The organism is Citrobacter sp. CFNIH10, from assembly GCF_002934585.1.
GTDB classification, from domain to species: domain Bacteria; phylum Pseudomonadota; class Gammaproteobacteria; order Enterobacterales; family Enterobacteriaceae; genus Citrobacter_A; species Citrobacter_A amalonaticus.
In genome coordinates, this window is sequence record NZ_CP026216.1 from 30,557 (window position 1) to 42,534 (window position 11,978).

Consider the following 11,978-nt stretch of genomic DNA (forward strand, 5'->3'; position numbering starts at 1 on the left):
TAAATCACCCCAGAAAACCGTGAGTGACATGAATCACATTTCACGAAAATGAATAAAATTAAATATTGCCCAACTCGAATAAACTATTCATGATTTTGTGGAACCGGTTTCTCATCAGCGTTTCATCACCGACGATCGCTCAGGCGAATGTGCGGCAAAAATAAAACGTACCCTACTGATAAAACAGGATAAAAATCCTATGTCCAAGAATTATGCAGCGCTGGCGCGCTCCGTGGTGACGGCTCTGGGCGGCGTCGACAATATCACCGCAGTGACACACTGCATGACGCGTCTGCGTTTCGTTGTGAAAGATGACACTCTGGTCGACAGTGCCACGCTCAAAACCCTCAGCGGTGTACTCGGCGTCGTTCGCAGCGACAACCAGTGCCAGGTGATTATCGGCAATACCGTCTCCCAGGCGTATCGTGAGGTCGTCAACCTGTTGCCGGGCGATATGCAACCCGCCGAGCCCATTGGCAAGCCCAAGCTGACGCTCAGACGCATTGGCGCGGGGATCCTTGATGCGCTAATCGGTACCATGTCGCCGCTGATCCCGGCGATTATCGGCGGATCGATGCTCAAACTGTTGGCAATGATCCTTGAAATGACCGGCGTGCTGGAAAAAGGCTCCTCCACGTTAACGATCCTGACCGTGATCGGCGATGGCGCCTTCTTCTTCCTGCCGTTAATGGTGGCGGCCTCGGCGGCGATTAAATTTAAAACCAACATGTCGCTGGCGATCGCCATTGCCGGGGTGCTGGTGCATCCAAGCTTTATCGACCTGATGGCGAAAGCGGCACAGGGTGAGCACGTTGAATTCGCCCTGATCCCGGTCACCGCGGTGAAATACACCTATACGGTTATTCCGGCGCTGGTGATGACCTGGTGTCTGTCGTACATCGAACGCTGGGTGGATCGCATTACGCCCGCGGTCACCAAAAACTTCCTGAAACCTATGCTGATCGTGCTGATCGCCGCGCCGCTGGCCATCGTCCTGATTGGGCCGATTGGCATCTGGATTGGTAGCGCGATTTCCGCGCTGGTCTATACCATTCACGGTTATCTCGGCTGGCTGTCTGTTGCCATCATGGGCGCGCTGTGGCCGCTATTGGTAATGACCGGGATGCACCGCGTCTTTACGCCAACCATCATTCAGACCATTGCCGAAACGGGCAAAGAAGGGATGGTCATGCCGTCCGAAATTGGCGCCAACCTGTCGCTCGGCGGTTCCTCGCTGGCGGTAGCCTGGAAAACGAAAAACCCGGAACTGCGCCAGACTGCGCTGGCAGCGGCGGCCTCAGCCATCATGGCCGGAATTTCGGAACCCGCGCTCTACGGTGTGGCGGTGCGCCTGAAACGTCCACTGATTGCCAGCTTGATCAGCGGCTTTATCTGTGGCGCGGTCGCCGGGATGGCTGGACTCGCCAGCCACTCAATGGCGGCACCGGGCCTGTTTACCAGCGTTCAGTTCTTCGATCCGGCGAATCCCATGACTATTGTTTGGGTATTTGGCGTCATGGCGCTGGCGGTGGTGTTGTCATTTGTCCTGACGCTGCTGCTGGGCTTTGAAGATATCCCCGTCGAAGACGCGGCCGCACAGGCACGCAAAAACCAGGCTGCACAACCGTCTACGGTAAAAGGCGCCAGCGTCTGATTGTTATTCACTGAGGTTATTATGGCTGTATTTCCGCAAGGATTTTTATGGGGCGGCGCACTGGCCGCCAACCAGGCTGAAGGCGCATACCGGGAGGGCGGCAAAGGGCTGACCACTGTCGATATGATCCCGCACGGCGAGCATCGCATGCCGGTCAAACTGGGACAGGAGAAACGTTTCCAGCTGCGGAATGATGAATTTTATCCCAGCCATCAGGCGATCGATTTTTACCATCGCTATAAGGACGATATCGCCCTGATGGCGGAAATGGGCTTCACCGTCTTTCGCACCTCGATTGCCTGGAGCCGTATTTATCCCAACGGCGACGAACTGACGCCTAACGAGGAAGGCATTGCCTTCTATCGCTCGGTGTTTGCCGAGTGCAAAAAGTACGGTATTGAACCGCTGGTGACACTGTGCCACTTCGACGTGCCCATGCACCTGGTTACTGAATACGGCTCCTGGCGTAATCGCAAGATGGTGGAGTTTTTCACCCGCTATGCGCGTACCTGTTTTGAAGCTTTTAACGGGCTGGTGAAATACTGGCTGACCTTCAATGAAATCAACATCATGCTGCACAGCCCGTTCTCCGGCGCGGGGTTGGTGTTTGAAGAGGGGGAAAATCAGGATCAGGTGAAATATCAGGCCGCGCACCATGAGCTGATTGCCAGCGCGCTGGCGACGAAAATCGCCCATGAGATCAACCCGCAGAACCAAGTGGGCTGCATGCTGGCGGGCGGCAATTTTTATCCGTACTCCTGCAAACCGGAAGATGTCTGGACAGCGCTGGAAAAAGATCGTGAAAACCTGTTCTTCATTGACGTACAGGCGCGCGGCGCATATCCAGCTTACTCTGCCCGTGTGTTTCGTGAAAAAGGTGTGGTGATTGAGAAAGCCCCGGCAGATGATGCAATCCTGAAAAACACCGTCGATTTTGTCTCTTTCAGCTATTACACGTCGCGCTGCGCGTCGGCTGAGATGAACACAAAGAACAGCAGTGCCGCGAACGTGGTGAAGTCAATGCGCAACCCGTACATCCAGGTCAGCGACTGGGGCTGGGGGATCGACCCGCTTGGACTGCGCATCACGATGAATATGATGTACGACCGCTACCAGAAACCGCTGTTCCTGGTGGAAAACGGTCTCGGGGCAAAAGATGAAATCGATGCCGATGGACACATTAATGACGATTATCGTATTAGCTATTTGCGCGAACACATCCGTGCGATGGCTGACGCCATTGAAGACGGCGTGCCGCTGATGGGTTACACCACCTGGGGCTGTATTGATCTGGTGGCCGCGTCGACGGGTGAGATGAGCAAACGGTACGGGTTCGTCTATGTCGACCGCGATGATGCCGGTAACGGTACGCTTGCGCGAACGCGTAAAAAATCGTTCTGGTGGTACAAAAAAGTGATCGCCAGCAACGGCCAAGATCTGGCGTAAACAGGATGGCGGATGGCGCTCGCGCTGTCCGCCCCTCCCTTCCCTCGTTACATCATTTGCATTTCGTTTCCGCTATCTCCCTTCCAGTTTTCGGTTTGCCCCTTCCCTTTTTTACTGGCATTTTATACAGGTATTTTCATCTACTCGTGGGCAACAAGGAATCGTTTATGACTATTGAGGCTGGCAGTCCTGAAATCGCTATCATCAGGCCGTTTCGTCGTTTAAAGGTGAGCTATGTCAGAAAGCGCCATGAAGATCCAAAAACCGGCAATACGCGCCGCTATAGCCGGCATGCGTCGTTAACCATTAATGGCGACTGGCTGGAACAGGCGGGTTTTCCGACCGGCACCCTTGTCAATGTGGCGGTAATGCAGGGGAAATTAGTGATCGAACAGGTGAGAGAGGAACAGGCCGGATGAGGTCAGAGCGTCATCCGGCATGAATGTCACGACGCCGCTAATTCCGCGAAGCCGCCGTGGCCCTCCCAGCCGTCGAGACGCTGGTAAATGGTGTCGACGGCATCCTTAATGGGTTGAGTCATAGGATAATAGAACCCGACGATATCCGGCTGAATCCCGAGGAAGATCACCTCGCCGACGTCTTCTTTAAGCTGATCAACCAGATAATTCAGCGGCATATTGTGGGTCGTCATCATGAACATCTCGGCGATATCGTCAGGATCGACAATGCGGATCTCGCCGGGATTCAACCCCATGTCGGTAGCGTCCACGATCAGCAGACGATCCGGGCGCAGTTCGCGAATGGCCACGATGTCATTTTCCGGCGCACTGCCTCCGTCAATGACCACCCAGTGACCTTTCGCCTGCGCCGCGCATTTTTCTGCCAGCAGCGGACCCGCGCCGTCATCCCCCATCATGCTGTTGCCAACACACAATAAAACGTCAGTCACGGTGTCTCCTTACCATCAGGTAAATCGCGCTCTCCTGATGAATATCATGCAACATGCTGAGCATCTGTTTGCTCCATGCCTGCTGCTCCGGGGTCTGTACCGCGAGCGCACGATCAAACGCGTGCGCCAGCATTTGCACATGATTAAAATCGATGACGATCTCGCCGTACTTCGGCACCCCTTCCATCTTCCGACGGGCCTCGCTACCCTCTTCCAGCGTGGCAATCCACGTCAGATACGCCTCCCACGGGCAGGTCAGCGCGGCTTCCAGGCAGTCGATGATCCCAAGATGGTGACCAATCGCCAGGCTGTAATAGACAACCTGCTGCGCCTCGGCGGGCGTCGCATCGTTCTCATCAATAAACTTACGGCTCAGTTGACTGAACACCACCGTTTCACTCATCGTATACGCGCCTCTTCGACTACCTGATTCAGGTGGGCGACGATCTCGGTCAAACGCGGATCGCTTTCCGCTTCCAGCCAGCGCGCCACCTGATGTTCACCCTGGCCGAGTTGACGCAGGTAATCATCCGCAATCTGACGCCCATAGCGATAACCGGCCAGTCGACGCGCCTCGCGATCGACCTTCACGCGCAGCGGCTGCACCATGTCCGGATGCAGAATTTCCGCTGGCTGATCGTCCAGTTCTCCCGGTGCACGAGCATGAATTTTCTGCTCCAGCAGGCCCAGCGCCATCGCAAAGCCGTACAGCGTTGCCGCAGGCGTCGGCGGGCATCCTGGAATATACACATCCACCGGCACAATTTTGTCAGTGCCGCCCCAGACGCAGTACAAGTCATGGAAGATACCGCCGCTGTTGCCGCAGGCGCCGTAAGAGATGCAGATTTTCGGATCGGGCGCAGACTGCCAGGCACGCAGCGCCGGGGAGCGCATCGCACGGGTAACCGCGCCGGTGAATAGCAGTATGTCCGCATGACGCGGCGACGGTACGACTTTGATACCGAAGCGTTCGGCGTCAAACAATGGTGATAAGGTCGCAAAAATTTCAATTTCACAACCGTTACAACCGCCGCAGTCCACGCGGTAAACATAGGCTGAACGCTTGATGTTTTTCAGTAATGACGCCTTCATGCTGGCGATGGACTCATCCACCGTCATCGGTACCGGAATACCGTTTGCGTCACGCGGACCTAATAAATGGCTCATCAGCTGGCCTCTTTCATATGGCGAGTCAGTTCAATTCGGTCGGACGGCACCAGGCACTTCTGACGTTTGCAGTCCGGGCAGGTCTCAAAGCTTTCGCGGTGATGCTCCGCGCGGCTGTCGCCGTTGTGCTTAAGCAGCGCAATGGCGTAATCAATCTCTTTCTGAACAGCGAAAGGACGATGGCATACGCGGCAGTTGCACAGCGCAAAACGGGACTGCTGGAGGAAATCCTCTTTCTTCCACACCGCCAGTTCATACTCCTGCGAAAGCTTGATCGCCGCCGTCGGGCACACTTCTTCGCAGCGGGCGCAGAAAATGCAGCGCCCGAGGTTGAACTGCCAGGCCAGTTCGCCGCTGGCCAGATCCGTTTCCACCGTCAACGCATTTGACGGGCAGGCATTCACGCAGGCCGCGCAGCCAATGCACTGCTGCGGATTGTGCTCCGGCTTACCGCGGAAGTTTTTATCAACCGCAATCGGCTCCAGCGGATAAGACGAAGTCGGCGCGCCGGTTTTGATGACTTTTTTGATAAAGGTAAACATGGCGATTCCTTATTTCAGCGGCGAGTTTTTACGCTCAATGCTGTAGCGCTCAAGTTCTTTGTATGGCACGACTTTGCTCTTCTTCTTACGCACATCCACCACGGTCATGCGGTCAGTACAGGAGTAGCAAGGGTCAAGGCTACCGATAATCAGCGGTGCATCAGAAACGGTGTTGCCGCGCAGCATGTAACGCAGGGTCGGCCAGTTAGCGTAAGTCGCCGCACGACAGCGCCAGCGATACAGCTTCTGGTTGTCGCCGGTCATGCTCCAGTGAATATCGTCACCGCGTGGTGCTTCGGAAAAGCCCAGCGCAAAGCGATGCGGAATGTAGGTGAAGCCTTCCACCATCAGTGGACCGCCGGGCAGGTTGTCCAGACCGAAGTCGATCATATTCAGTGCGGTGTACACTTCGTTGATACGCACTTTCAGACGCGAGATCACATCGCAGCCCTGTTCGCTGTGAACCGTCATCGGCAGCAGACCGTAACCGACAAACGGGTGATCGGCGCGGGTGTCACGAGCGTGACCGCTGGCGCGAACCATCGGCCCAACGTTACTGAAATCACGCGCAATCTCTGGATCCAGACGACCAATTCCCACGGTGCGCTGTTCCATGTTCGGCGTACTGAGCAGCATATCCACCAGTTCCTGCACGTCGCGACGCATCTGCTGCGCCAGTTGACGGGTCTGGATCATGTCCTCTTTCAGCAGATCGCGACGAATCCCGCCGATCAGGTTCAGACCGTAAGTCTTACGCGCCCCGGTCAGGATCTCCGCCATCTTCATGGAGGTTTCGCGTACGCGGAAGAACTGCATAAAACCGGAGTCAAAACCGGTGAAGTGACAGGCCAGACCGAGGTTCAGCAGATGGGAGTGCAGACGCTCCACCTCCAGCAGAATGGCGCGGATCATCTGCGCGCGTTCCGGCACCACGATGCCCATCGCGTTTTCAACGGAGGTGGTATACGCGGTGCTGTGGGCGAAGCCGCAGATCCCGCAAACGCGATCCGACAGGAAGGTGACTTCGTTGTAGCCCATCCGGGTTTCCGCCAGTTTTTCCATGCCGCGATGGACATAGAACAGGCGGTAATCAGCGTCGATAATATTTTCGCCATCAACAAACAGGCGGAAGTGTCCCGGTTCATCCGAAGTGACGTGCAGCGGGCCAATCGGCACCACATTATTTTTCTTGTCACCCAGTTCATTGATGAACTCGTAGGTTTCCGCATCGGTGGTCGGTGCCGGGCGCTGACGATAATCCATGCTGTCTTTACGCAACGGATAGAGTTCGTCCGGCCAGTCATCAGGCAGCACCAGACGGCGTTCGTCCGGCAGACCGACCGGGATCAGACCGTACATGTCGCGCACTTCGCGCTCGCCCCAGACGGCAGCCGGCACGCGCGGCGTGACGGACGGGAATTCCAGCTTATTGGCATCAACTTCAACACGTACCGTGATCCAGCATTTGGTACCCTGCTCCATCGACAGCACGTAGTACACCGCGTAATGACCACACAGCTGGCGTTCATCATTGCCAAACAGCACCGAGAGCCATCCGCCCTGCTTGTAGTAAAGGAATTCGACCACTTCCGGCAGATAGTTGACCTTCACGGTGATGGTCAGCTGATCCCGGGTCTGCCAGGCTTCGTCCAGCACCACGCCAGGAAATGCCTGGTGCAGTGCGGCAAGGTATTGTTGACCAACTTTTTCTTCAGACATGCTCAAACTCTCTTAAATCACGCCACCAGCAAGGAGACGAACGCTAAAAACGCAAACCCAAAACCGGCCCAGGTCACGCGTGAGGTGGCGCAAAAACGCAGACGCGCCATGCTGTTTTCAAACAGGGCAATCACCAGTACGCCGACAAGCAGCTTGATGATGGCGATCACCAGCGCCAGCAACAGTCCACCTGCGCTGAACGTTTCCATCTGTCCCCACGGCAGGAACACGCCGACAAACATTTGCAGTACTACCAGCTGTTTCAGGCTAATGCCCCACTTCAGCACCGCAAAACCGCTGCCGCTGTATTCGGTCAGCGGCCCTTCCTGCAATTCCTGCTCCGCTTCCGCCAAATCGAACGGCAGTTTGCCCATTTCGATAAAGGTGGCGAACGCACAGGCGCACAGTGCCAAAATCAGCGGAATGCTGCGGGCTGCTGGCCAGTGATAGATCGTATCGGTGATATTGCTGATATGGGTGGAACCCGCAACCTGCGCAGCGACCCACAGTCCCAGCAGCAGGATCGGCTCCACCAGCACGCCGAGCATCGCTTCACGACTGGCACCGATCGCCGTGAACGGGCTGCCGGTATCAAGTCCCGCGATAGAAAAGAAGAAACGGGCAATAGCGAACAGATAAATCAACGTGATCAAATCGCCCAGTTGCGGCAGCGGTGAACCCACGGTTACCACCGGCAGCGCGGTAGCGATGGTCAGCATAACGCCCACCATCACAAAAGGCGTCAGACGAAAGACCCAGCCAGCATCCGCTGGCGCGACGCTCTGACGGCCCAGCAGTTTGAGCAGGTCGCGATACTCCTGCAATACACCAGGACCGCGGCGATTGTGCAGACGGGCACGCGCCACGCGGGTCACGCCGGATAGCAGCGGCGCAGCGGCAAATAACACCAGCGCCTGAATTAACGGATATAAAACACTCATTCTCAGGCTCCTCGTGAAACCACAATCACCACCAGCACGGCCAGTTCGATCAGCGCCAGGCGGCGGAACAGCACCGGTACCGCCGCGCTTTGCCAACCCGGAACCCACGCTACCGGATTGAGCCACTTACGCAGTTTGAGAACCGGTGCAAAGGCTTCCTTCACTGGCATCGCGAAACCGTGCGCGGTAATGACCATCGACTGCTCGTGATCGTAACCGCAGACCCATGCCGTCCCGCGAGAACGCGATGGCAGACGGTTGCCTTTGAACATCGCCATGATGATGAATGGCAGCAGCGGACAGGCAATCAGCAACAGCGTGATCATGGGTTGCGATACGGTGGTATTGGCGGTTTCCAGCGGCAACGGTACGGCAGTCGCCAGCAGCGGCAACAGCCACGGCGCGGCAACCCCGCCGAGTACGCAACAAATCGCCAGCGCCACGACGCTGATGCCCATCAGGAGAGGCGCACAGCAGGCGTTTTCCGCCTCTTTCGTGCGCGGCGCGCCGAGGAAGGTCACGCCATACACTTTCGCCATACACATCACCGCCAGCGCACCGGTAATCGCCAGTCCGACCGCCAGTAGTGGCCCCAGCAGACGACCAATAAACGCGCCGCTGTTGCCCAGTTTGAAGAAGGACTGGTAGATCACCCACTCGCCAGCAAATCCGTTCAGCGGCGGCAGTGCAGCCATCGCCATCAGCCCCACCAGCATCGCAATGGAAATGACCGGCATGCGTTTACCGATGCCGCCCAGTTTTTCGATATCGCGATGTCCGGTACGAAACCAGATGCTGCCCGCGCCAAGAAACAGCACGCTTTTGAACAGGCTGTGGTTCACCAGGTGATAGAGACCACCGGTCAGGCCCAGCGCAATCAGCGTCGGTTGTTTGAGAGCAATCCCGGTCACGCCTGCGCCGAGACCGAGCAGGATAATGCCGATGTTTTCCAGCGTGTGATACGCCAGCAGGCGCTGAATATTGTGCTCCATCAACGCATACAGACCGCCGACAAACGCGGTGATCATGCCGAGAACCAGCAGTAACACACCCCACCACAGCGGCGCATTACCGCCAATCAGCGATAACGAGAGAATGCCCAGTAGACCGACCTTCATCACCACGGTGGAGAACAGGGCCGCCGCTGGAGCGCTGGCGCTCGCGTGAGCCTGCGGCACCCATCCGTGCAGCGGAATAATCCCGGCCAGCAGACCAAAGCCCGCCACGCCAAGCAGCCAGATGTCAGCGCCCAGCGGCAGTTCCTGAGTGCGCAGATCGAGGAGACGCAACTCAAGGGTGCCATAGCGCTGCCACACCAGATAACAGGCGATCGCCAGCAGCAACGTACCGAGACGCCCCAGCGCAAACCACAGCTTGCCTTCTTTGCTGCATCCGGTCAGGAACACCGCACACAGCGCCATGATTTCCGCCATCACCACCAGCGTGCCGAGATTGCTGGCGGCAACTGCGCACACCGCCGCCGCCATCAGCAGATTCACCAGCAGACCGTTGGCCTTGACCTGCGGATGGCGATGCCAGTCGATGTTGTACAAACTGACGAACAGTCCACACAGCCCCAGCGTAATCAGCCAGATAGCATTCAGCGGGGTGATTTGTACGCTGTGGCCGATAAACGGTATCACGCCGCGCACCGCGACAGCGTTGATGAGCACGGAGAAACCCGCCGCGGCAGTACACAAGCCCCCCACCGCGCCGCCCACACCAGCAACCCAGCCGCTAAGCGCTTTATGAAAAGAGAACAGAAATGCCAGGACGGCGGCGGCGGCAAACCAGGCCACACCGCTGATGATCAGTGAAATTGCGCTCATTTTGCCTCCCCACTCTGAGCCTGCTGAAACAAGGAGAGATCGCCGAAGTCAGTATTGAAAGTCAGCTCACGTTTCCGTTTACTGGCGCGGGCGATGTCCATGTTGTTCACCAGATGCAGAGCTTTCGTCGGACACATCCGTACACAGGCCGGGCCTTGTTCATCGAAACTGCACAGATCGCATTTCACCGCGATGGCACGCACGCCCGGAACCCAGTCCAGCAGCGTACTGACGCGAGCCGGTGCCGGTGGCGCTGGTGGTGCTTTAGGCGTATTGGCGTTGGCCGGGATATGCAGCGGACGGCTGCCGGAAAATTCGATCGCGCCAAACGGACAGGCAATGCCGCACAGTTTGCAGCTCACGCACAGGCTTTCATTAAGCTGTACGGCGCCATCCACCCGGTTAATGGCGTTAACCGGACACACGGTGGCGCAAGGGGCATCTTCACAGTGGTGGCAAAGCTGCGGCGCAGATTCTTTTTCATTCAGCATCACTTTCAGGCGCGGCATAGACTGTAGGCCGTGCTGGCGATGCGTCTCTGAACAGGCGGCCTCGCAGGTGTGGCAGCCGATACAGAGCGTGGAGTCAGCAATTACAAAACGATTCACCAGGCATTCCTCAGGTGATAGTCATTTTTGACGAAAACATGCCGATGAAATGTCATTTTCGACACTGTTCGACACGTCTGTCCCTTAAAGCGTCGTGACAACCCATGAGACGACGTCACGACGTAAAACGCTGGGGTCAGGCCGCCGGATTTTGTCTCGCCACCAGTTGGCTCAGATTGATCGGCGACCCGCTTTCAACAGCGGCATACAGTCGGTCATAAACGCTGGCGATTTTATCGAGATAGTGTTCCAGCACCTGCTCACGCTCACGGTTGCTGACCCGCTCGTCCACTTTGCCATCAATGCTCAATTGCGCCTGTGCAATCAGTTGCTTATCTTCGCCATCTTTTGTTTCGACGTAATACTCAATGGTGTGGCTGTTGAAGCCTTCCGCCATCGTGACGGTGATGCGAAAGTGTTCGAACAGTACGAAACAGAGATCTTTATCCGGCGCGCAGCTCATCGCATGGTGCAGACGCGCTTTCGACAGGGTGATCCCCTGAACCAGCGAATTGCAGTAAATATGCCACTGGTCCTGTAGGCGACGATGCCGCTGCGCGATGTAATCGGCTTTTTCGCTTATTTCCCAAATAGTCATGTCAGGTTACCCGTTTAACAGAGATAGCCTGCCATAAGCATTTTCCATGCCAGTTTTTAACCATTTGTTTTTTCATGAATTTAATAATAAAAGACGGCTGTCGACGCCCGAATGACATGTCATTTCGTCATCATCGTCATCGACAAATGCCCCCAACTTTCAGGCTGGCATAGTTATTGCTTATCACTGCCCATCATATCGGGAGGCACTATGCACGAAATTACCCTTTGCCAGCGGGCACTGGAATTGATCGAACAACAGGCCGTCGCGCACGGCGCAAAACGGATAACTGGGGTCTGGCTCAAAATTGGCGCATTTTCTTGCGTAGAAACCAGCGCTCTCTCCTTTTGTTTTGATCTGGTATGCCGTGGCACCGTTGCGGAAGGTTGTAAACTGCACCTCGAGGAACAAGAAGCCGAATGCTGGTGTGAATCCTGTCAGCAATACGTCACCTTACTGACCCAACGCGTACGCCGTTGCCCGCAATGCAATAGCGACACGCTGCAAATCGTGGCCGATGATGGATTACAGATTCGACGAATAGAAATAGATCAGGAGTGAGCG

13 protein-coding genes are annotated in these 11,978 nt (G+C 56.3%); 4 read left to right on the forward strand and 9 right to left on the reverse strand.

Going from position 1 to position 11,978, the window contains the following annotated elements:
• Window positions 1–199: 199 nt before the first annotated feature.
• The 3 genes from ascF (at window position 200) to C2U53_RS03430 (ending at window position 3,519) form a co-directional block, all read left to right on the forward strand.
• Window positions 200–1,654 carry a PTS cellobiose/arbutin/salicin transporter subunit IIBC gene (ascF, locus tag C2U53_RS03420; protein WP_042999597.1) on the forward strand — a complete coding sequence of 485 codons (1,455 nt, stop codon included), beginning with the start codon at window positions 200–202 and terminating at the stop codon, window positions 1,652–1,654.
• A gap of 21 nt (window positions 1,655–1,675) precedes the next feature.
• Window positions 1,676–3,100 carry a 6-phospho-beta-glucosidase gene (locus C2U53_RS03425; RefSeq protein ID WP_061069680.1) on the forward strand — a complete coding sequence of 475 codons (1,425 nt, stop codon included), beginning with the start codon at window positions 1,676–1,678 and terminating at the stop codon, window positions 3,098–3,100.
• A gap of 167 nt (window positions 3,101–3,267) precedes the next feature.
• Window positions 3,268–3,519, forward strand: a complete 252-nt coding sequence (locus tag C2U53_RS03430) for a SymE family type I addiction module toxin (protein WP_042999595.1) — start codon at window positions 3,268–3,270, stop codon at window positions 3,517–3,519.
• 26 nt (window positions 3,520–3,545) lie between these two features.
• On the opposite strand, the gene hycI is transcribed toward C2U53_RS03430, so the two are convergent.
• The 9 genes from hycI to hycA form a co-directional block, all read right to left on the reverse strand.
• Entirely contained in the window at window positions 3,546–4,010 is a 465-nt protein-coding gene (gene hycI, locus C2U53_RS03435; protein ID WP_044327114.1) for a hydrogenase maturation peptidase HycI, read from the reverse strand.
• Window positions 4,003–4,413 (reverse strand): formate hydrogenlyase maturation HycH family protein, encoded by a 411-nt coding sequence (locus C2U53_RS03440; RefSeq protein ID WP_054176951.1) that lies wholly within the window; start codon window positions 4,411–4,413, stop codon window positions 4,003–4,005. The genes hycI and C2U53_RS03440 overlap by 8 nt, the downstream gene beginning before the upstream one ends.
• Window positions 4,410–5,177 (reverse strand): formate hydrogenlyase subunit HycG, encoded by a 768-nt coding sequence (hycG, locus tag C2U53_RS03445; RefSeq protein ID WP_090048535.1) that lies wholly within the window; start codon window positions 5,175–5,177, stop codon window positions 4,410–4,412. The genes C2U53_RS03440 and hycG overlap by 4 nt, the downstream gene beginning before the upstream one ends.
• The gene (gene hycF, locus C2U53_RS03450; RefSeq protein WP_044255059.1) at window positions 5,177–5,719 is read right to left on the reverse strand and encodes a formate hydrogenlyase subunit HycF; all 543 of its coding nucleotides are present in this window, start codon (window positions 5,717–5,719) and stop codon (window positions 5,177–5,179) included. Before hycF ends, hycG begins: the two co-directional genes overlap by 1 nt.
• Before the next feature lie 9 nt (window positions 5,720–5,728).
• Window positions 5,729–7,438: a formate hydrogenlyase subunit HycE gene (hycE, locus tag C2U53_RS03455; protein WP_042999590.1), complete on the reverse strand. Its 1,710-nt coding sequence runs from the start codon at window positions 7,436–7,438 to the stop codon at window positions 5,729–5,731.
• A 17-nt stretch (window positions 7,439–7,455) separates the two neighbouring features.
• Window positions 7,456–8,379: a respiratory chain complex I subunit 1 family protein gene (locus tag C2U53_RS03460; RefSeq protein WP_042999589.1), complete on the reverse strand. Its 924-nt coding sequence runs from the start codon at window positions 8,377–8,379 to the stop codon at window positions 7,456–7,458.
• 2 nt (window positions 8,380–8,381) lie between these two features.
• Window positions 8,382–10,208, reverse strand: a complete 1,827-nt coding sequence (gene hycC, locus C2U53_RS03465; protein ID WP_104445638.1) for a formate hydrogenlyase subunit 3 — start codon at window positions 10,206–10,208, stop codon at window positions 8,382–8,384.
• Window positions 10,205–10,816 (reverse strand): formate hydrogenlyase subunit HycB, encoded by a 612-nt coding sequence (gene hycB / locus C2U53_RS03470; protein ID WP_042999587.1) that lies wholly within the window; start codon window positions 10,814–10,816, stop codon window positions 10,205–10,207. Before hycB ends, hycC begins: the two co-directional genes overlap by 4 nt.
• A 136-nt stretch (window positions 10,817–10,952) precedes the next feature.
• The gene (gene hycA, locus C2U53_RS03475) at window positions 10,953–11,414 is read right to left on the reverse strand and encodes a formate hydrogenlyase regulator HycA (protein ID WP_042999586.1); all 462 of its coding nucleotides are present in this window, start codon (window positions 11,412–11,414) and stop codon (window positions 10,953–10,955) included.
• Window positions 11,415–11,624: 210 nt separating this feature from the next.
• Between hycA and hypA the strand changes: the two genes are divergently transcribed.
• Window positions 11,625–11,975 carry a hydrogenase maturation nickel metallochaperone HypA gene (hypA, locus tag C2U53_RS03480; RefSeq protein WP_042322631.1) on the forward strand — a complete coding sequence of 117 codons (351 nt, stop codon included), beginning with the start codon at window positions 11,625–11,627 and terminating at the stop codon, window positions 11,973–11,975.
• Window positions 11,976–11,978 lie beyond the last annotated feature (3 nt).